Here is a 20,675-nt window from a genome sequence, read left to right as displayed (position 1 = left end):
ATGCATAAACCTATAAGAATTTTACATGTAATTACTAAGTTGACATTTGGAGGCGTTCAATCAAATTTAATGAACTATTATAGACATATTGATAGAAGTAAAGTGCAGTTTGATTTTGTTGTACAATCTCCGGAAATCGAGTATTTTGAACCCGAAGTAGAAAGTTTAGGAGGAATTATATACAGAGTACCACCTCTCCATATTGACAAGAAAAGCTTTGAAAGAGAATTTAAAAAGGTTTTATCAAACGATGTGAATTATAAAATAGTTCATGTACATCAAAATTTCTTAAATATAATACCTTTGAAAATAGCTAAGAAAGCAGGAATACCTGTTCGAGTTTCACATAGCCATAGCCATTACCCTGCAAATAATTTTATAACTATTGCAAAGAGAATAGCATTTAAAAAACTTTTGCCACTTTATGCAACTGATTTTTATGCTTGTTCAATAGAAGCTGGAAAATGGCTCTATGGAAAAAAGATTATAGAAAAACCGAATTTTAAAGTCATAGTAAATGGTATAGAAACGGAAAAATTCGCATTTAAACAAAAGGTAAGAGAAGAATATAGAAAAAAACTGATGATAGAGAATGCCACAGTGTATGTTCATTCTGGTATGTTTACTGACGCTAAAAATCATGCATTTCTTCTGGAAATATTTAAAGAGATTCAAAATCTCAATAGTAATACTAAACTACTTTTAATTGGAGACGGTAGTAAAAAGGAAGAATTAAATTTACTATCTAAAAGACTTGAAATTGAAAAAGATGTAATTTTTTTAGGGAAAAAAGAAAACGTTCAGGATTTTTTGTTTGCTGCAGATTTCTTTATTTTTCCATCTAAATTCGAAGGACTTGGGATGAGCGTAATTGAAGCACAAATGACAGGGCTAAGTTGCTTTGTTTCGAATAGAGTCCCTAAAGAGGTGAATTTATTCAATAAAACATGTTTTTTGGATATTCAAGATACCCCTCAAAAATGGGCTGAAGAAATTTGTGATAATAATTTTTCTAATAAGCAAAGGTTAAACACTGATCTAAACAACTCTCTATTTAATATAAAAAATCAAGCACCAAAGTTACTACAATATTATTTAAAATCAATTCAAAGCGCGCAAGGTTAGGAGTAGATTATGAAAATTATAATACCTATTATATGTATTTTTGGATCTCATGCCTTTTTTGTTTTTTTTGCTCTCTTTGGATTGACTTACTTAGGTGAAAATAGCAGTGGTGTTTATAAGTACTTCACTATTATTATTTCCATTACAAGTGTATTATTTTTTTTAATAGACTTTGCTAAGTTTAATAGGAAAATTCATTATCTTATACTTCTAATCCCTGGATTTATTGCCTTGTCATATTTATTCTCTTTTTTTATTAGCGGTTCTTCTCAGTTTTCCAATATGTTTTTTACATATTATTTACTTTGGTCATTACCGGCATTTTTAATTGGGGTTTATTTCACAGTGGAGGGAAGAGTAGTTTACTTAATAAAATCACTTGATATAGTAATGCTTATGAGTTCAATTGCTGCCATTGTGAGTGTGTTAGCAAATGTTCTTCAAGGAAGCTACAGTTCGGGTATAGGTGGGGCTACTAATCAGACTCTATCATATATAGCAGCTTTTGCTTTTGGATTAAATTTATTTTTAAACTTCACAAACATAAAAATACAAAGATTTCAATTTGTACATCTAACCATTTATAAAGTTTTATCAACAGTATTTCTTCCTCTAACTGCACTTTCTGTATTTATAGTAGGAGGGAGAGGAGCTTCCGTATTGGTTTTAGTTTACATACTTACATATGTGTTACTTTTCTTTATAAATTTACATTTAATTAAATTTAAGAAAATCATTTTTACACTGGTTGTAAGTGTCCTTCCTTTTATACAATTTAGCAAGAATGAAATCGTTCAAAATGGCTTTAACAGAGCATTTTCATATATTGAAAGTGGTGCAATTCAATGGAATCAAACTTCAAACAGAGAAATAGTCTATCAACAGGCAATTAATCTAATACTAGATCAACCATTACTAGGGTATGGACCTTTTGGATATTTCACTCATATGGATAATCCCCATAACATAATTTTAGAAATTCTGCTTAGTGGTGGAATTGTTTATCTAATTACATTCTCTATAGTATCAATACTCATATTTTTTAAGTTTTTAAAGTTAGTAAGACAAGACTTGAAAATATTCTATTTAGGTGTATTAGCTTTGTTTCCTTTAACTATGCTTTTATTTAGTGGAACATATTTAGTTTCTTCCGAGCTATGGTTTTTCTTTGGGTTTATTATTTCTTTTAGAATAAAACAAATAAATAAAGAATTGGTGATTCAATGAATAAATGTATTTCTGTTATTATACCAGTTTTTAATTCTGAATTATTTTTAGAGCGATGTTTGTTAAGTATTATTCAGCAGTCGTATTCAAATTTGCAAATCATCATCGTAAATGATGGATCAGTCGACTCATCACTAAAAATATGTGAAGAATTTAGAGATATAGATAACAGAATTCAAGTTATAAATATTGAAAATAGTGGAGTTTCCGCGGCAAGAAATATAGGACTCTCAGTAGCAGAAGGAAATTATATCGGATTTGTTGATAGTGATGATTGGATTGAAAAAGATTATTACATGGAATTAGTAAAAGCAATAGAAAAGTATCAAGCTACAATCGCTGTTTGCGGATACGTAAGCGAGGAAAATGAAAATGTACAAAAAAGTACCAATCGTGATAATATAAAAATTTTTGATAATAATGAAGCTATAGAAGAGTTATTTAAAGGTGAAATTTATATGGGACATTTATGCAACAAGTTATACAGGTCGGAAGTATTCAAGTCTGATTTTCTAAACGAAAATATTAATATGTATGAAGACTTGTTATTCAATACAATAGCAATGGTGAAATCTAGCAAAGTAGTTTTCATACCTACATTTGGTTATCATTACATTAGACATTCCAATAGTTCGAGTTCAGAGATTAATGATAGGTTCTTTACAGTAACAAAAGCATATGAACTTATGAAAGAAGAATTGAGAGCACATTCATCAAGTTCAGTAAAATACTGTAATAAATCTCAGTTAAGATTGTATATAATTACTGCAATAAGAATGCTTAATAATGGATACAATAATAAAAAGTATCCAAAACTATTGGTAAAGTCAGTGAGAAATTTATTGCTTGAAACTAAGAATAAAGGAGATTTCGGATTTAAGTATAATATTCTTGGATGGATACTTTTTTTGGGATTGGGTCCGTTTAAACTATTTTATTATTCTGTGGGTAAGCGAGTTTTAAGTAAATAACTTTCTAGTTTTATAAAATTTAATTTTAAAATAAGAAAGACAGAGTGTGAATTTATGAGAAAAAACCAAATGCTAATAAATTTAGTTGCATCTATACTAGCTTTTATAATAAATATAGGAGTTATTTTTATTCTTACTCCTTTTATAGTTAGAAATATTGGCAGTGAAGCTTTTGGTTTTATTGCTCTTTCAAACAATTTTGTAATTATAATTGGAGTATTAACAGTAGCTCTAAACTCAATGGCTAGTAGATTCATTTCTATTGAAATAAACTCGAATAGGATAGAAGGGGCTAATAAATATTACAATTCGGTACTAATTTCGAATGTGATTTTATCCTCGTTACTTATCCTTCCTTTTACTTTTTTTTTAGTATTCTTAAATAGTATACTGAATATACCGAATTCTTTAATTGAAGATGTAAAGTTTACATTTCTATTTGTTTTTATAAATATAATAATTGCACTAGTTGGCAATATTTTTGCTATTGGTCCGTTTACTAAAAATCGATTGGATTTAACTTCAATAAGATTAATTCAAGGTAATATTATACGAGTAGTTATATTAATACTTCTTTTCACTTTATTCGACCCCAAAATCTTTTTTGTTACATTAACAACTGCAGTAGTAACTGTTTTCACAGTTATTACTAATATTCAGTATACTAAGAAATTACTTCCTGAACTTAAATTTTCAAAGGATTATTTTAGTATTAGTGCAATTAAAGAACTCCTATCTTCAGGAATATGGAATTCTTTAAATCAGCTTAGTAATGTTTTACTTACGCAATTGGATTTATTAATTGCAAATATTTTTATTACTGCTTTAGCGGCAGGACAATTTGCTATAGTTAATAGCATTAACTCACTCATACTTTCTTTGATATCTATCCTAACGATGCTATTTGTTCCTCGATTTCTAATGATTTATTCGAAAGATCAAAGAAACCTCGCAAATTCAGTTAAGGTTTCTATGGAATTCACCACTAGCTTAATTGCAATACCTATAGGACTTTTTCTAGTGTTTGGAGATCGTTTTTTCAAACTTTGGCTGCCTAACGAGAGTGAAAGTGATCTTTATTTACTTTTAATAGTTTCCCTAATAGCTTTAGTTATTACAAGCGGAGGGAATATGCTTGCAAATGTTTTCACAGTTACCAACCGTTTGAAAATCCCCTCTCTAGTTATGTTATGTACAGGGGCATTAAAAGTTATTATAATCTTAATTATTTTATCAATAACTGATTATGGTTTATTAGTAATACCTATTGTTTCTGCTATTGTGAGTATATTAACATTTATTTTGTTCACTATTCAATATGCAGCTAAATGTTTGAACGAAGAAAACAAATTTTTCTATACTACAATTATAAAGGCGATATTAAGCACTAGTGTGGTGATAATTGTAAGTAATTTCATTGAATATTTTCACGAAGTTAACAGTTGGTTTGAGTTATTCTGGATATTTATATCAGTAACAATAATGTCGCTTGTATTTATCAATTTCTTTGTACTTAGCTCAAGCAGTAGAAAAGAGATTTGGAAAATTTTTTTTGAAAAAAGTAATTAAATTTTAAACAAAAAACTATTAAATATTTAAAAGTACATATTACTATTATTAACTTGTTAGGAAAGGAGCGGAAACTACTATGAAACTTATTAATGTAGTTGGAATGGGATATATTGGATTACCTACGGCTTTAATGTTTGCAAAAAACGGTGTGAAAGTCATAGGAACAGACTTAAATAAAAGCTTAGTATTTTCTCTAAATCAAAAAAAGTTAACATTCCAAGAAGAAGGTCTCCAAGAACTATTTGATGAAGCTCTAAGAAACGGAGTAGAGTTTTCTACTGAGTATCAAAAATCTAGCGCATATATATTAGCTGTTCCGACACCATATATTGCAGAAAGTAAGAAACTAGATGCCACTTATGTTATTGCCGCTTTAAATAATGTTCTTAATGTATGTGAAAAAGGAGCGGCAGTAATAATAGAGTCTACTATCTCCCCCGGTACCATCGATCGCTATATTCGCCCTGAAATTGAAAAACGAGGATTTGTAATTGGTGAAGATATTCATTTGTTGCATGCACCTGAACGGATTATTCCCGGAAACATGGTCCATGAGCTAGAGTATAATTCAAGAACTATTGGAGCAGATAACCTAGAAGTTGGAGAACGTATCAAAGAATTATATGCTAGCTTCTGTAAGGCTGAAATTGTATTAACTGATATTCGTACAGCTGAAATGTCTAAAGTCGTAGAGAATACATACCGTGACGTGAATATCGCGTTTGCTAATGAACTAGCTAAAATTTGTCGAGCAGACAATATGGATGTATATGAGATTATTCGAATCGCGAACAAGCACCCACGTGTAAATATTTTGCAGCCAGGTCCAGGCGTTGGGGGACATTGCATCTCGGTAGATCCTTGGTTCCTAGTTGGTGACTATCCAGATTTAACAAATCTAATTCTTGCTGCCCGCAAGATCAACGACTCAATGCCATCACATGTATTAAAGCGTATCCGCGACATTATGCGTGAATATAACATTAGTGATATTTCTAAGGTCGGTTTATATGGTTTGGCATATAAAGAAAATGTGGATGATACTAGAGAAAGTCCTGCTCTACAATTGCTTGAAACCTTAGATGAACATTTAGCCTTTGGTGTTAAATCTTATGATCCATTTGTAGAAAAACAAATAGTTGAAGATCAAGTGATGGATTTCAATGAGTTTCTAAATGAAGTTGAAATTGTAGTATTGCTAGTAGGGCATGACCATATTAAAGAGAACTTAAATTCGTTAAAAGGTAAGTTAGTGCTTGATACTAAGAATATTGCTAATGAGGATAAAGGCTTTTATAAGTTATAATTGCTTGATCTCTTAAATAGAAAGGGGCTGTCCCAAAAAGTCTTAAAACGACTTTTTGGGACAGCCCCTTTCTACAATTTAATTACCGTTCAGGCTTCCTTGTAACTAAGAGCCAAATTCCTGCCTCTCTCTTTGGGATCTTGCAATACTCCACTTCAATAAAGGTGAGACATTTTACTTTAATTGCTTAATTGGTATAGACAACTATACCTCTAAAAGCTATAGTGAAAATTAAGAATACATAAAGGGGTGGAAATTTTATGTTTGGTTTTCTGCAGAAAATAGGGAAATCGTTGATGTTCCCGATTGCGACATTGCCGGCTGCGGCTTTGCTGCTGCGTTTGGGGCAAGATGATGTGTTTGGGATTCCGTTCATGTCAGCGGCAGGAGCGGGGATTATCGATAACTTGGCGATTATCTTTGCCATCGGGATTGCGATGGGTCTTGCACATGATGGCAGCGGGGGAGCGGCGTTGGCTGGTGCCATTGCGTATCTGGTGTTGACGTCGGCGATCGTCACGATTAACGAGACGATCGATATGGGCGTCTTTGCCGGGATTATCTCCGGTATTGTCGCAGGTCTGTTGTACAATAAGTTCTATAACGTGAAATTCCCGCAATGGCTGGCCTTTTTCGGCGGCAGGCGCTTTGTGCCGATTATTACAGCTGCAGCCATGACGATTTTGGCGGGTGTGCTCGGTGTTGCGTGGCCTCCGATCCAGGATCTTATTGACGGTGCCGGCAACTGGATTTTAAATGCAGGCATGTTTGGCGTTGGCGCCTACGGTTTCTTGAACCGACTGTTGTTGCCGACAGGCCTTCACCACGTCATCAACACAATTGTCTGGTTTGATTTCGGAACGTTCACTACTGCCAGTGGAGAAGTCGTGCGCGGAGAAATCAACCGCTTCCTACGAGGAGACCCAACGGCAGGACCATTCCTGTCTGGGTTCTTCCCAATCATGATGTTCGGGCTTCCGGCTGCTTGTCTTGCGATGTACGCGGCAGCGAAAAAAGAACGCAAAGCATTGGTTGGCGGGATGTTCTTCAGTATCGGCTTCACGTCATTTTTAACAGGGATCACAGAACCGATTGAGTTCACGTTCATGTTCTTGTCGCCTGTGTTGTATGTCGTCCACGCTTTACTAACGGGCGTGTCGATGATGGTCGCTTATGCTTTGGATATCCATCACGGTTTCGGCTTTTCTGCCGGAGCGATTGACTATGTGCTGAATTTCGGGCTCGCGACCAACCCGCTCATTTTATTGGTGATGGGACTCGTGTTCGGCGTCATTTACTTCTTTATCTTCTATTTCTTGATTGTCAAACTGGATTTGAAAACACCTGGCCGTGAAGACGAAGACGAGGATGCAGACAATGCGGCTTCAGGCAATAACGCAATTGATGTAAGAGCCTATAACACGATTGAAGCTTTGGGCGGCGCGGATAATATTGTCGCGACCGAGTATTGCACGACGCGTCTGCGCATGACACTGAAAGATGCAGATCTCGTGGATGAAAAAGCCTTGAAGCGCCATGGTGCGATGGGCGTCATGAAAATCAATAAAACCAATGTCCAAGTGGTCATCGGAACGGCTGTCGAATTCCTAGGAGATGCAATGAAACCGCGCGTGGCAAACGGCAATCCGGCTCCTGAAGCTGGAACAGAAACCGCAGCGGTTGAAGATACGTCGAACGAGGAACCGGCCATGAAAGAAATCATCCCGAAAGATTTCGAAATGCCGATCCAAGGGAAAATCATTCCGCTATCAGAAGTGCCGGATGATGTGTTTGCAAAAGAAATGATGGGACCTGGCTTTGCTATCTTGCCAACTGGAGATGTGCTTTATTCACCAGTAGATGGCCGTGTGGTCAGCGTCTTCCCGACGAAGCACGCGATCGGCATCGAAACCGATACTGGCATTGAAATCTTGATTCACGTCGGTTTGGATACCGTCAAACTGGATGGCGAAGGCTTTGAGCTATTCGTTGAACAAGGCCAGCTCGTCCAGCGCGGAGACAAATTGCTGAAGCTGGATCTGGAATTCTTGGACGCCAATGCACCATCTCTTGCAACACCGGTCATTTTCACTAACCTGACAGACCAAAAAGTCATCATCTTAAAAGATGGCGATCAACCACAAGGAACCCATTCCATTGTGAAAATTGAATAGAAAAACAGAAAAGCCAGGACATCCATCGTGATTCTCCTGGTTTTTCGTAAGGAGGGATCAACGTGAAGAACAGCCTATTGATTTCGGGCATCACCATTGCGGATGCGGTGGAAGAAAGTATTGTAGGAGATATCCTCATCGAAGACGGCCAAATAAGCCGCGTCGCCGAAAAGATCGACGTAGAAGCAGACGTTCATATTGAAGCAAGCGGCAAAAACTGGACCGCGTTTCCCGGATTTATCGATGTCCACATTCACGGGGCGGCAGGGCATGACGTGATGGACGCTACATCGGAAGCCTTGGTTGGTTTAGCGAAAGCTTTGCCAAAAGAAGGCACGACCAGTTTTCTCGCGACCACGATGACGCAATCGGATGAGGCCATTTCAGCGGCGCTAGACAATATCCGTGAGTTCCAAGCTGGTGAAGGGCAAGCGGAAATGCTTGGTGTTCATTTGGAAGGGCCGTTTATTTCCGCTGAACGTGCAGGGGCGCAGCCGATTGAACACATCGTCAAAGCGTCGTATCCGTTGTTTCAAAAATGGCAAAAACTCAGCGGCAACCAGATCCGTTTAATTACCTTAGCGCCAGAAACCCACGGCGCCATGGAGTTTATCAAAAAGCTGACAGACGATGGCATCATTACCTCCATCGGCCATTCTGATGCCACTTTTGAAGAAGTACAGGCAGCCGTTCGCTCCGGCGCGAGCCACGTGACGCATCTCTATAACCAAATGAGCCCGTTCCATCACCGCAAGCCGGGAGTTGTGGGAGCGGCGTTGATGGAAGAGGGCTTGATGGTCGAAGTCATTGCCGATTTCATTCACAGCCATCCCGCTTCCGTCGAAATGGCATTTCGCCAAAAAGGGGCGGACCGCTTGATGTTGATTACCGATGCAATGCGCGCGAAAGGCCTGCCACCTGGCGTCTATGATTTGGGCGGACAGGATGTACAGGTAACGAAAAAAGACGCGCGGCTTGCGGATGGAACTTTAGCCGGCAGCATCTTGACGATGGATAGAGCGATTCAGAATGTGCAGTCTATCACCGGTTGCAGTGTGAATGAGTTGGTAGTCATGACTTCCGCCAACGCGGCAAACGAACTGGGATTGGCAGGTAAAGGAAAAATCCATGATGGTGCGGATGCGGATATCGCCATACTGGATGAAGACTTGAACGTCCAACTGACCATCTGCCGAGGGACAATCGCCTACAGGAAGGAATGACTGTGATGAAACTGATACGAGTCGAAAACTACGAAGAGATGAGCAGCAGCGCGGCAAAATTGGTGGAACAGCAGATCCTGAACAACAACCGTTCGGTACTTGGACTCGCCACCGGATCGACGCCGCTCGGCCTTTACGAGCAGCTGATCCGCGGCGTCCGTGAACGAAACATCTCTTACAAGCATGTTCAAACCATCAGCTTGGATGAATACCGTGGACTTTCCGCATACCATCCGAACAGCTACCGCTATTTTATGAATGAACACCTATTCCAGCACATCGATATTCAATTGGCCAATACCCATATTCCAAGCGGCACAGCTTCTCCAGTAGAAGAGGAATGCCGGCGCTATGAGGCATTAATTGATAGAATCGGCCCGCCGCATCTGCAGATTCTAGGACTCGGAACGAATGGCCATATCGGATTTAATGAGCCCGGTACAGCTGAAACGAGCCTGACTCATTGCGTTAAGCTTGAAGAATCGACACGCAAGAGCAATGCGCGGTTTTTCAGCGACCTAGATAGTGTGCCAACGCATGCCATTACGATGGGCATTCAGTCGATTCTAAAAAGTGAACAAATCTTGGTGCTTGCTTCCGGCAAAAAGAAAGCGCCGGCAGTGAAGCGGTTTTTGGCTGGCGGGGTCAGTGAAGATTTTCCGGTGTCGTTTTTATGGAAGCATCCTCATGTTACACTCATAGTAGACGAGGAAGCCTATAGCCTGGCAGCGGCAGAAAAGGAGTGAATGCTGTGCTGGACAAACAATCGCCGATTCCCATTTACATTCAAATAGAAGAACAGCTGAAGCAACAAATTCAGCAAGGCGACTTTTCCGTTGGCACGTCGATTCCTTCAGAACGCGAATTGTCCGAACGCTTCGGGGTAAGCCGCATGACCGTGCGCCAGTCCATCACCAATTTGGTCAATGATGGCTTGTTGTACCGGGAAAAAGGGCGCGGCACGTTTGTGGCCTCTCCAAAAGTGGAGCAGCCGCTCAATGGCTTGACCAGTTTCACGGAAGACATGGAGTCGCGCGGCATGGTACCGAGCAGTAAACTGATCGGTTTTGAAATCTTGGAGCCGGATGCCGACGTCGCACAAGAGTTGCAACTGAACAACGGCGATCAAGTGTATTTTGTCGAGCGCATTCGTTTTGCGGACGACAAGCCAATGGCCATCGAACGCACCTTTTTGCCGGTCAAGCGCTTTCCGAATCTGACCGAAGAGTCGTTTCAAGGCTCGCTGTATGCGGTCATCGAGAACAAGCAGCAACTGAAAATCAGCCACGCTACACAGCGTATAGAAGCAGAGCTGGTGAAGAAAGAGGATGCCGATTTGCTGCACATCAAACCGCCCGCAGCAATCCTCATGATTGAACGCATCAGTTTTCTTGAAGGCGATCTGCCATTTGAAGTGGTCCGCAGCACGTACCGGGCCGACCGTTATAAATTCACGACCGAAATTCAGCGGTAAGCGCAAAGGAGAAATGGAAATGATTGAAAAAACCTACACCATCATCAGCGACGAAGGGCTTCACGCACGACCAGCTTCCAAATTAGTAGGAGCGGTATCGCCGTTTTCTGCGGATGTCAAAATGCTGTATAAAGAAAGAGAAGTGAACTTGAAGTCCATTATGGGCGTCATGTCACTCGGCGTCTCCAAAGGCCACGCCATCAAAATCACAGCCGATGGCAGCGATGAAGAATCCTTGATGGCCAAAGTGGAAGAATTGATCGTAGCGGAAGGGCTAGGAAAAGCGTAAGTCAGTGAGTTGAGGTGGACGAGTGATGTTAAGCGATTATTTTAAACGAGTGCAGGAACGCTTGGAGCTTGTGGAAAAACAAGAAGGGCCGGCGATGCTTGCGGCGGCTGAAAAAGTGTCAGATGCGATCCAAGCAGGCGGCATCGTTCAATTGTTTGGCTGCGGCCATTCGCATATTTTGACAGAAGAAGTATTCTACCGCGCCGGTGGATTGGTGCCAGTCAAGCCGATTTTTGTCGAGCCGCTTATGCTTCATGAAGGTGCGGTCCAGTCATCCCAGCTGGAGCGAAAAAATGACTACGCCGCCGGGTTCTTGCAGGAACAGGATTTCCGTACTGGCGATGTGGTCTTTGTCATCTCCACATCCGGCCGTAATCCAGTGCCGGTGGACGTGGCACTGGCGGCTCGCGAGAAAGGCGCATTTGTCATTGGCATCACATCGCTCGAATATTCAGGGGGCCAGTCTTCACGCCACAAGTCTGGCAAGTACCTGTTCGATTCTGTGGATCTGGTCATCGACAATCATTCGGTGTCTGGGGATGCCATCTTGTCGTATGAACACGTCGAAGTTCCTTTTGGACCGACCTCTACTGTGGTCGGAGCCACGATGCTGAATGCGATTTTTGCGGAAGCGATTAAGAGTATGGCTAATTCCGGTTTTGCGCCACCCATTTTCTTGAGCGGCAATATCGACGGGGCGGATGCGCATAATGCGCGGCTCATTGAGAAGTATCAGGAGCGGATTTCGTTGTTGTAGTGGTTGTGTGGTTGTAGTAGTTAGTGTCCCTGTGCACGGCACAATTCAAGCAAAAAGCCAGCAACCGGTCGACCCGGTTGCTGGCTTTTTGCTAGTACTTCTATTCGGTAACGAATAGAGGGGGAGAGAAAAGTAAATCCTGTATTATTGATATCGTTTACCCCGACTGTTCAGTGGCCGGAATTATCGTCAGAGCCAGTTTTTCCGCGGATATTCTTTAAGTGAATTTCGCTGAATATGCGCATCAGCGGGCGAACGAGAAGCTCGACGCTTCCAAACAGGAAGAACCAAATCGCTATCGTTTCAGTTTCCTTCCAGAAGAACAGAACACTGCCCAGTATGAACCAAACCGCAATCAAGACATCGTTGATATTGTAGTAGAACTTATAGCGGTTGCGAATGTAAAGCTCGTGATTTTTAGAGCTCAACTCGATTTCCGAAGAATCATTTCCGTTTTTTTGTGGCATTAGTGGATGCACCCCCTAAAGATACGGTGCCAATTCCGTTTATTCACGCACAATTTGTTGTTGTTTCATTTTTTCTATACCCTAAACTGACGAAAATTAAAAGGTCTTCTTTTTTCCGTATGTATTCCTTGCCGTTTCTTAATGTCCGAAATTTGAGGGTATTGTTTGTCCAGAAATTGACGGATATAATGTCCTTAATAACTCTAGAGAAAGTAAAAGGCGTGTTGGCTATTACCAGTAGCTCGACGGGAGGCGTCTTACCAAAAACCATGATAATCGCTTTTGATCATAGTATAGCAATATTAAAAATTCGCGTCCCTGTGTCAAAAACGACTCAGTGTATTCACAACATTATAGTGTGAAGGTTGATGATAATATTGAAAAAACTGTTAATTATACTAGTGATAGTGATGATCTGTGCGGCTATTTATATTTTAGGAAATGCCGGTAAAAATGATCAGCAGTCTGCTTTATTGGATGAAGATGCCTTTCTTTTGATTGCTCATCGGGGGGCAAGCGCAATTGCCCCTGAGCATACGTTGGCATCCTATCAACTGGCGATGGATATGGGTGCAGATTTTATTGAAATTGATTTACAGATGACAAAAGACGGCGTTCTGGTTGCCTTGCATGACGATACTATGGACCGCACGACCGATGGCAGCGGAAAAGTAGCGGAAATGGACTTGGCGGACATTAAGAAACTGGATGCGGGTGCCTGGTTCAATGCTGAAAAACCGGACAGAGCGAAAGATGAGTATGTAGGCATTCAAGTTCCGACGCTTGAGGAAATCTTTACAGCTTTCGGTGACAGTGCCAATTATTACATTGAAACCAAGCAACCGGCTGAAAGTGAAGAAATGGAAGAGAAGCTGCTGGAATTGCTCGATCAGTTTGAGTTGTTGGACGAGTCTCTATCGAAAGGCAAAGTGATTATCCAGTCGTTTAGTTCAGAGAGTTTAAAGACGATTCATGAATTGGCCGACGATATACCACTCATCCAATTGATAGACGACTCGGAGCAAGTAATCCCTTCCCCTGAAACTTTTGAGTTGTATAGGGAATATGCCGTCGGTATTGGAGTTAGCCACAGGGAGGCGGATGAGGCATATATTGCTGCTGCAAGAGAAGCCGGCTTATTGGTCCATCCTTTTGTTGTCGACAAACTGGCAGTAGGGAAGAAGCTGAAATCCCGGGGAGCAACTGGGATCTTCACGAATGATATTGAAGCTGTTAGCAGTTTGAAATAGTTGTTAGCGTCCCTGTGCACGGCACAATTTCAGGGCGAAAAAAGCTGTAAGGTGAGGGTTTGTATTTGGTTTTGTCCCTGTGCAAGACACAATTCAGAAAGCAGGTAAGCGGATGAGAAAACTAAAAGCGAATCGAAACTTTACGCCTTGTGTACCGGTGGTCGATGATGAAACGTTCGGCGGTTTTCCGTTCACTTGGAATATCACGCATGTGCAAACGTGGATTGACAACAATTTGGACCAAGTCGATTTGTCAGTCGTACAAATCGCGCCGCCTTCAAAAGGGACGGATTCGGACTCTTTGGATGAGGCATGGATTCCGGAAGCGGATGTTACGAAGCCGGTAATCATTGTTTGGATGCGTCCGGAATTTTTCAAGTTGATCGACGGCAATCATCGCGTGGCGAAAGCGAGGCGTATGGGCGTAGCGGAACTCCAGGCTTATTATTTGACCGAACAACAGCACCGCCAATTTTTCGCACGCGAACAAGCAGACATGATGTATGTGAAGTATTGGAACGAGAAGCTGGAACAGGTTGAAAAAGGATGGGGCCAGTGGGCTGTGGTCGGACAGATGAAAGTGTAGAGGATTTAATACATTTTCAGGTTCTGTATACGGATTGTTGAAAGAAGTCTGCTGAAAAGCAGGCTTTTTTTGATCAAATCCGCAAAGTGGAGGTAATCTGCAGCGAAGGAAATAAGCTTATTTTTGCTTAAATTAAGCTAGAAAACGGCATAATTAAGCTTAACTCTAGTCATTTTCACAGGTCATAATAGCTTTAATAAACTAATGACCATTTTCGTTTAAAAAAGGAAAAAATATCTATACAAGTAGACCATAAAAACTATATAATGATAAAAGTTAGAATAGAGCGACAAATTTTATTCCGCTTTAGCGGCTAGAAGAAATCCGAATGCACTCGTTGGAGATCAACGGTCGTGAGAGCCCGATTGGGTCGACCAGCCATCAGTTTAGTGTTCGCTGATTGGCGTTTCTCTCAGGCGTGGAAGAAGGTAATATGCCGCGATAATGATTGTGGCGTATTAATGAATCGGATAGATGTTCTCGAAACTGACGATGAATATAGAAATGGGGAGGTGTGCTGTGTTCACTGTTAGGGGGATAAAGACAAAAAGAAACCCCCGGATGTCATAGTCTTGGCCGACAAACATCCGGAGGCAGTCAGTTGGAGTGTACCAACTATTAGTTAGTATACTCCTTTTTCGGTAAAGAAATACATCAAAAACCACAAAAGGGGATAGAAACGTGAGAAAGCGTAAGAATTTCAAGTTGGAAATGAACATAGAGAAGGAAATCGGGCAAGATACCGTATTGATTTTGCCGGACTATGATGAAAATGGTTGCTTGAACTCGGTGATTTACCATACGGACGGCATGATCAAAGTCGAGTCGAAGCCCTTCGATTTGATTGATACGAATTTGCGCTTCCGGGGCTCGAGCATGCGCGGCGCGGTGGAAGGCTCAGCGGCGATTCTTGGCAAGCTTAACAAGAACCCGATCATCATCGATCGCGATAAAGGGGTTATTTTATTGCCAAGCAAATCAGCGCTTTTGGATGGCTGTGTCTGGTTATCCTTGCAGCACATTATGGAATGCATCAGCATAGATGGCTGCACGACGAAGGTCAATTTGAGCAATGGCAGTTCGATCATCCTCGATGGCAGCAAGAAGTCGATCCAGCGCCGCATGGAAAAAGCATATGAACTCCAGTTCAAGATGGAAGCGCAGAAGCGATTTTTTGAAAGTGGCCGGGTGATGCCAGAGACGACGTATCATTTGGTCAAGCAGGCTGGGCAAGTGAATTATGAGCATAAGGCTTTGGAATAGATGAGAGGGGGAGAGTGGGCTGTTGCCTGCTCTTTTTTCTTGTTCGTGTCCCTGTGCACCACACAATTCAGGAGTAGAGAAGATTGATGGAATGGGATTCGTCTCGCTTTGCGTCCCTGTGTAAGACACAATTCTCCTGATGCGGTAAACTGGAGAAAACACAGAGGAAAGGAAGTTATACATATGGATAGCATCATTTTTGATTTGGACGGCACGCTTTGGAATCCGCTCGACGTGTCGGTAGCGGTATGGAACCGGGTATTGGCTGATAATGGGGTAGACGAAACGCTGACGAAAGACGATTTGCGAGGCATCATGGGGCTGCAAGCGGATCAAGTCGGTGAGAAGTTGTTTCCACATCTCTCGAAAGAGCAATGCGAAAAACTGACGGAAGAATCCTCGCAATTGGAATGTGAGTATCTGCGAAAACAAGGCGGGCAATTGTATGAGAGTGTGGAGCGTGTACTGGAGCGGCTGTCACAGAAATACAATTTGTACATCGTCAGCAATTGCCAGGAAGGCTATATCGAAAGCTTCTATGAATACCACGGATTGGATAGTCACTTCGTTGACTTTGAGAATCCGGGGAGAACGGGCTTATCGAAAGGCGAGAACATCCAATTGATCATGGAGCGGAACGAGGTGGCGAAGGCCGTGTATGTCGGTGATACGAAAGGCGACCATGAGGCAGCGAAAATGGCTGGACTCCCGTTTGTCTATGCGGCGTATGGATTTGGGGACGTGGATGAGTATGATTATAAGCTGAAGGAGTTTGAGGAATTATTGGCCTTGTTCGGATGAAGAAATGAAAAGCTTGGCATTTCGGACAGGACAGGCTTCTGGCTGTATTTTCAGCAGCTCTACTGAACTATTGGAACAAACTGCGTAGTAGCGCAATCAGCTGGAGCTTTGACAGAGACGGATACCAATCGAATTGTTACTACGCAGTAGGCAGAAAAGCCGAAAATCTCGGCGTATCGAGATTTTCGGCTTTTTGTGTTCCGTTAATGGGTTTTGTCGTCTTTTAAGACATTGGATATTGTCTGTGTGGCATGAGAGAAAGCGGGAACGATGCCGCCATGTGCTTTTACATAGATACTTAATCGATATGCCGCGTAGACGCCTGCGATATCGATCAGGACATCTACGAGCCTGCCGCTGCGCTCAAAGAACAGCTGCAGGAACTCGGTGAAAAAGGCGAACAAGCTGCATAGCACGAAGGCGACGTGGCGTTCTTTGACGGCTTGATTCATGAGTAAATATAAAATGCCGAATGATAAAGCGTGACCGGTTTTCTGGAACACGTAGAGCTTGCTGTCGAGATGGATGTCGCTAGTGATGAATAGGTCGGACAGGTTCGGGAACAGGCGGATGTTGAAGTCAATGTCGTTCGCCAACAGCGCCGTGAAATTGTAATTATTGGTGGCGACCAAGATGCATAATGCCCACAGGATGACCGGGATGTATTTGGCTTTCATGTCATGGTTCCTTCCGCAATAGATGTTAGTTGATTAGCTCGTCTTTCGTATCTCGTCTTTTCATTGCCCTATAAGGTAAATTGAGAAGAATCAAGCCCAGCCCGGCGATTGCCGTGACCCATGGGTAGAGCAGCGGATACAACAACGACGGGTAGTAATAGCCCGGGGGCAAGTAATAATTGATCGGCCCGATGAAGTCTTCGGTGATCAATTGCGTCTGCAGCTTGGATTTGTCTTCGAAGGTGAACAGCTGTTCCGAGACGGCGCCGTCCTTTGCGATCTTGATGAGCTTGAACTCCCGGTCTTCCATGTCTACATAGCCGGGCATCACTTCGCCGTCGCGGTGGAAGCGCATATCGTAGCCGTTCCGGGAGATCGTGATGGCGAAGAAATCCTTGTCCGTGAACTTGTCTTCCACGGTCCAGTACGTGATGGCGCCATTATAGCGGTCGAGGCCTTCGACGGCGAGTTCTTCGTATTCAAGCAATTGGACCGGATAGTCCTTAAGTGTCTCGACCGTTTCGCCGTTGACGGTGAGTCGGATGTCGCTCGGGTGGACCAAATCGTCCCAGGCGTTAAAATATGGCTCGCCGGTTGTGATGTGCGAGGCGCGGATGATATTCCCGTAGTAATTGGCATCATCCGGAGCACCGGCGTAATCAGCGTTCAACTCGTCGATGTAGTAGCGCGTGTCCATTTCGATCTTGTATGCGATTTCCATGAGCATCGGCGTGATGGAGGGAAGCGAAAGTGCCACGAGGATGATGCCGATAATCAGGCGTTTGCGTTTGGGTTGGGTCATGGGGAAAGTCCTTTCCTGATGAAAATGATGTCTATGTATAAATGCCTATTTAAATTATAGCAAGAATATCGCTTTTTGAGGTATGTTCATTAACAAGAACCTGGCTTAATTTTTAATAAATGTAAGAATAGAAGTGCTGGAGTAATATGAAAATTAAATCGAATAGGAAGAAAGGTAGGAGAAGTACAGCATTTCATGGATTTTTGTTGTATAATAGTCCTTGCTTGTTTTAAATCGCTTTTGGCGGAATGAATTTGCCGTTGAAAGGAAGGACGTGTCTATTTGAAAACTGTATTACGAACGATTATTATCCTCCTGGTGAGCTTAGCTATACTCGCGGGAGCTGGATATTGGGCGTACAAGAGCTTGACCGCGAGCGATGAGCAGCAAATTTCCAAGGCTGCAGAGGAAGCTGAAGATAAGCTGCAACAAGGGGAAGATACTGAAGCACCTAAAGCGAATGAGCTTGTTGAAACTGTGGGCTTGAGTGAAGGTGAATTCCAGATTCATCTTCACCAAATGACGCATCAAAAAATCCAAGCGACCGAAAAGCGGGGGGCGATCGAAATGACGCCGGAGCGCATCGATGAAATGTTAAAAATCTTACGGGCTAACGAAGGCGCTTATAAAGAGTACGAATTCTATGAGCAAAGCTTGAGCGCTTGGGAAGAAGGCAATTTCTCCAATGCCGTCAATGTGCACAACACCATCTGGGAATGGCACAATGGTACGGTCGGACGCGCGACGGGGTTGTTGTCAGAAGAACAGGAAGCGGAGTACGTGGAGAATAATTTCCGTTGATCAAATGTATTTGAATTTCATAAGCTATCAGACGAAAGCCTTGGATTCCTCGATGGAGTCCAGGGCTTTTGTGTTTTAGGGAAGGTTTATTGTATTAAATAGGTGATAGCAGCATGGGCTTAATTGCCGATTTTTTCTAAATTTATTAGAAAACTCCCTGATTTCTGTTTAATCCTTAGGCAGGCGGGGAATTATTTCATATCTTGAAATAATATAGGGGGAAAGCAGTTGGAAGGATTTTTGCAGGGGATTGCTGAGTTTTCAGCATGGATATGGGGCATCCCGCTCATAACATTGTTATTGGTTTCTGGACTTTATATGACGTTTAAATTAGGATTTTTTCAGTTTCGTTATTTCGGTTACATAGTAGGACAGACTTTCGGCAGTATTTTCAGAAGGCCAAAAGGCGAAGGGACGGTCACGCCGTTCCAAGCATTGACGTCTGCGCTGTCATCGACAATCGGTGCGGCGAATATCGTCGGGGTCCCGGCAGCGATCATGTTCGGTGGACCGGGCGCGATTTTCTGGATGTGGGTCATCGCATTGATCGGCATGGCACTGAAATTCGCGGAAAGCGTGCTGGCGGTTGAATACCGCGAGAAAAACGGCAACGGCGAATTTGTCGGTGGGCCGATGTATTATATGAAGAAAGGGTTGAACATGAAATGGCTCGGCGTCTGGTTCTCGTTCGCGTTGATGATCGAATTGATTCCGAGCATCATGGTGCAAGGGAATTCCATCGCGAATACGGTGCAAGCGACATTCAATGTACCGGTATTGTGGACGGGCATCGCGACAGCTGTGCTCGTGTCGATCGTCGTCTTCGGCGGCATCAAGCGCATCGGTAAAGTGACGGAGATTTTCGTACCGTTCATGGCTTTGTTCTATGTCGGCGGAGCGGTTGTCATTTTGTTGATGAACGTCCAAGCTGTACCGGAATTCTTTATGTTGATCTTTAGCAACGCCTTTTCTCCGGCGCCTGTCGTGGGCGGATTTGCCGGTGCGGCGATTGTGGAAATTATCCGTTGGGGCTTTGCCCGCGGTCTTTATTCCAACGAAGCGGGACTTGGGACAGCACCGATCGCACACGCAGCTGCGACGACCGACCATCCCGTGCGCCAGGGCTTCTGGGCCGTCATTGGTGTAGTTGTGGATACCTTGATCGTTTGTACGGCGACAGCGTTTGTTATTTTGTCTTCTGGCGTATGGACAGAAGAAGGCGCCATGGAAAACTCATCGGCGTTGACAAGCTTGGCATTTGAAGAGTTTTTCGGTGATTTCGGTGCCATTCTCGTAACAATCGCCCTTATTTTCTTCGTACTCTCGACGATTCTGGTCGTGGTGTTCTACGGCGCGAAGCAAGCAGAGTTCTTGTTCGGCCTGAAAGCGGCATACGGCATGCAAGTGGTATACATATTCGCCGTCATTTTAGGCGCAGTCGGTGCAGCTGAAGTCATCTGGGGCTTCCTCGACATCATGCTCGCCGCGATCCTCATCCCGAACGTTATCGCGATTTTACTGTTGAGCAACAAAGTGAAAGAGTTGAAGAACGAGTTCTTTACCTCGGATGAGTATTATAGAAAAGATCGGAAAGTGAAGAAACGGGCGAAACGCCAGAAAGCGGTTAGAGAAGGGTATGAGTCGTAGAGTTTTCGATTTTGTCCCTGTGCATTGGGTTTGTCCCTGTGCATGACACAATTTCGGATGCGCGATTCGCATCGCAGCGGGATTTTGCTGCTCGGATGTCCCTGTGCGTCACACAATTCAGCGTAAAAAGCCTTGAACTCGATTGAGTTCAAGGCTTTTTCTATTGGCATGATATTATTCATCGATCTTAGCCGAATGCGGCACTATTTGCTGAAGTATATTTTTCTTTTATTCCTAGAAGTAGTTGGAAATAGAAGAGAATA

General features: G+C 42.4%; 20 protein-coding genes. 17 read left to right on the top strand and 3 right to left on the bottom strand.

The features are described from left to right. The 11 genes from M1Q06_RS12515 to M1Q06_RS12465 all read left to right on the top strand — a co-directional run bounded on the left by M1Q06_RS12515 (nucleotide 1) and on the right by M1Q06_RS12465 (nucleotide 12,118). Entirely contained in the window at nucleotides 1–1,125 is a 1,125-nt protein-coding gene (locus M1Q06_RS12515; RefSeq protein WP_434399820.1) for a glycosyltransferase family 1 protein, read from the top strand. 9 nt (nucleotides 1,126–1,134) lie between these two features. Then, on the top strand, nucleotides 1,135–2,352 hold the full coding sequence (locus M1Q06_RS12510; protein WP_434399819.1) for an O-antigen ligase family protein: 1,218 nt from the start codon (nucleotides 1,135–1,137) through the stop codon (nucleotides 2,350–2,352). Continuing rightward, complete coding sequence (locus M1Q06_RS12505) at nucleotides 2,349–3,323, top strand: glycosyltransferase family 2 protein (RefSeq protein WP_434399818.1); 975 nt, start codon at nucleotides 2,349–2,351, stop codon at nucleotides 3,321–3,323. Before M1Q06_RS12510 ends, M1Q06_RS12505 begins: the two co-directional genes overlap by 4 nt. A gap of 54 nt (nucleotides 3,324–3,377) precedes the next feature. Next, entirely contained in the window at nucleotides 3,378–4,892 is a 1,515-nt protein-coding gene (locus M1Q06_RS12500; protein ID WP_434399817.1) for a lipopolysaccharide biosynthesis protein, read from the top strand. A 79-nt stretch (nucleotides 4,893–4,971) separates the two neighbouring features. Further along, entirely contained in the window at nucleotides 4,972–6,201 is a 1,230-nt protein-coding gene (locus M1Q06_RS12495; protein ID WP_434399816.1) for a nucleotide sugar dehydrogenase, read from the top strand. Nucleotides 6,202–6,461: 260 nt separating this feature from the next. Next, nucleotides 6,462–8,375: an N-acetylglucosamine-specific PTS transporter subunit IIBC gene (gene nagE, locus M1Q06_RS12490; protein WP_434399815.1), complete on the top strand. Its 1,914-nt coding sequence runs from the start codon at nucleotides 6,462–6,464 to the stop codon at nucleotides 8,373–8,375. A 62-nt stretch (nucleotides 8,376–8,437) separates the two neighbouring features. Further along, the gene (gene nagA, locus M1Q06_RS12485) at nucleotides 8,438–9,598 is read left to right on the top strand and encodes an N-acetylglucosamine-6-phosphate deacetylase (RefSeq protein WP_434399814.1); all 1,161 of its coding nucleotides are present in this window, start codon (nucleotides 8,438–8,440) and stop codon (nucleotides 9,596–9,598) included. Between the two features lie 5 nt (nucleotides 9,599–9,603). Beyond that, nucleotides 9,604–10,344: a glucosamine-6-phosphate deaminase gene (gene nagB, locus M1Q06_RS12480; protein ID WP_434399813.1), complete on the top strand. Its 741-nt coding sequence runs from the start codon at nucleotides 9,604–9,606 to the stop codon at nucleotides 10,342–10,344. Nucleotides 10,345–10,349: 5 nt separating this feature from the next. After that, nucleotides 10,350–11,072: a GntR family transcriptional regulator gene (locus M1Q06_RS12475; RefSeq protein WP_434399811.1), complete on the top strand. Its 723-nt coding sequence runs from the start codon at nucleotides 10,350–10,352 to the stop codon at nucleotides 11,070–11,072. Nucleotides 11,073–11,091: 19 nt separating this feature from the next. Further along, nucleotides 11,092–11,361, top strand: coding sequence for a phosphocarrier protein HPr (locus M1Q06_RS12470; RefSeq protein WP_434399810.1), 270 nt, complete (start codon nucleotides 11,092–11,094; stop codon nucleotides 11,359–11,361). Between the two features lie 25 nt (nucleotides 11,362–11,386). Beyond that, on the top strand, nucleotides 11,387–12,118 hold the full coding sequence (locus M1Q06_RS12465) for an SIS domain-containing protein (protein WP_434399809.1): 732 nt from the start codon (nucleotides 11,387–11,389) through the stop codon (nucleotides 12,116–12,118). Between the two features lie 170 nt (nucleotides 12,119–12,288). Here the strand turns inward: M1Q06_RS12465 and M1Q06_RS12460 are convergent, their stop codons facing one another. Further along, nucleotides 12,289–12,585 carry a YrhK family protein gene (locus M1Q06_RS12460; protein WP_434399808.1) on the bottom strand — a complete coding sequence of 99 codons (297 nt, stop codon included), beginning with the start codon at nucleotides 12,583–12,585 and terminating at the stop codon, nucleotides 12,289–12,291. Nucleotides 12,586–12,953: 368 nt separating this feature from the next. On the opposite strand from M1Q06_RS12460, the gene M1Q06_RS12455 reads away from it, so the two are divergent. The 4 genes from M1Q06_RS12455 to M1Q06_RS12440 all read left to right on the top strand — a co-directional run bounded on the left by M1Q06_RS12455 (nucleotide 12,954) and on the right by M1Q06_RS12440 (nucleotide 16,485). After that, nucleotides 12,954–13,835, top strand: a complete 882-nt coding sequence (locus M1Q06_RS12455) for a glycerophosphodiester phosphodiesterase family protein (protein ID WP_434399807.1) — start codon at nucleotides 12,954–12,956, stop codon at nucleotides 13,833–13,835. A gap of 112 nt (nucleotides 13,836–13,947) precedes the next feature. Continuing rightward, the gene (locus tag M1Q06_RS12450; RefSeq protein ID WP_434399806.1) at nucleotides 13,948–14,421 is read left to right on the top strand and encodes a hypothetical protein; all 474 of its coding nucleotides are present in this window, start codon (nucleotides 13,948–13,950) and stop codon (nucleotides 14,419–14,421) included. A 681-nt stretch (nucleotides 14,422–15,102) separates the two neighbouring features. Further along, nucleotides 15,103–15,684 carry a competence protein ComK gene (locus tag M1Q06_RS12445; protein ID WP_434399805.1) on the top strand — a complete coding sequence of 194 codons (582 nt, stop codon included), beginning with the start codon at nucleotides 15,103–15,105 and terminating at the stop codon, nucleotides 15,682–15,684. A gap of 183 nt (nucleotides 15,685–15,867) precedes the next feature. After that, nucleotides 15,868–16,485: an HAD family hydrolase gene (locus tag M1Q06_RS12440; RefSeq protein ID WP_434399803.1), complete on the top strand. Its 618-nt coding sequence runs from the start codon at nucleotides 15,868–15,870 to the stop codon at nucleotides 16,483–16,485. Nucleotides 16,486–16,688: 203 nt separating this feature from the next. Here M1Q06_RS12440 and M1Q06_RS12435 read toward each other — a convergent pair whose 3' ends face one another. Next, nucleotides 16,689–17,162: a VanZ family protein gene (locus tag M1Q06_RS12435; RefSeq protein WP_434399802.1), complete on the bottom strand. Its 474-nt coding sequence runs from the start codon at nucleotides 17,160–17,162 to the stop codon at nucleotides 16,689–16,691. A 25-nt stretch (nucleotides 17,163–17,187) separates the two neighbouring features. Further along, a complete protein-coding gene (locus tag M1Q06_RS12430; protein WP_434399801.1) occupies nucleotides 17,188–17,964 on the bottom strand; it encodes a hypothetical protein in 777 nt (258 codons plus the stop codon). A gap of 282 nt (nucleotides 17,965–18,246) precedes the next feature. Between M1Q06_RS12430 and M1Q06_RS12425 the strand changes: the two genes are divergently transcribed. Together M1Q06_RS12425 and M1Q06_RS12420 are read left to right on the top strand one after the other, a co-directional pair. Continuing rightward, nucleotides 18,247–18,765: a DUF6241 domain-containing protein gene (locus M1Q06_RS12425; protein WP_434399800.1), complete on the top strand. Its 519-nt coding sequence runs from the start codon at nucleotides 18,247–18,249 to the stop codon at nucleotides 18,763–18,765. A gap of 228 nt (nucleotides 18,766–18,993) precedes the next feature. Continuing rightward, nucleotides 18,994–20,412, top strand: a complete 1,419-nt coding sequence (locus tag M1Q06_RS12420; RefSeq protein ID WP_434399799.1) for an alanine/glycine:cation symporter family protein — start codon at nucleotides 18,994–18,996, stop codon at nucleotides 20,410–20,412. Nucleotides 20,413–20,675 lie beyond the last annotated feature (263 nt).

The organism is Planococcus sp. 11815 (genome assembly GCF_051096385.1).
GTDB lineage: Bacteria > Bacillota > Bacilli > Bacillales_A > Planococcaceae > Planococcus > Planococcus citreus.
Note: the sequence above shows the minus strand (reverse complement) of the source record. Positions and strands in the feature narration are given on the sequence as shown.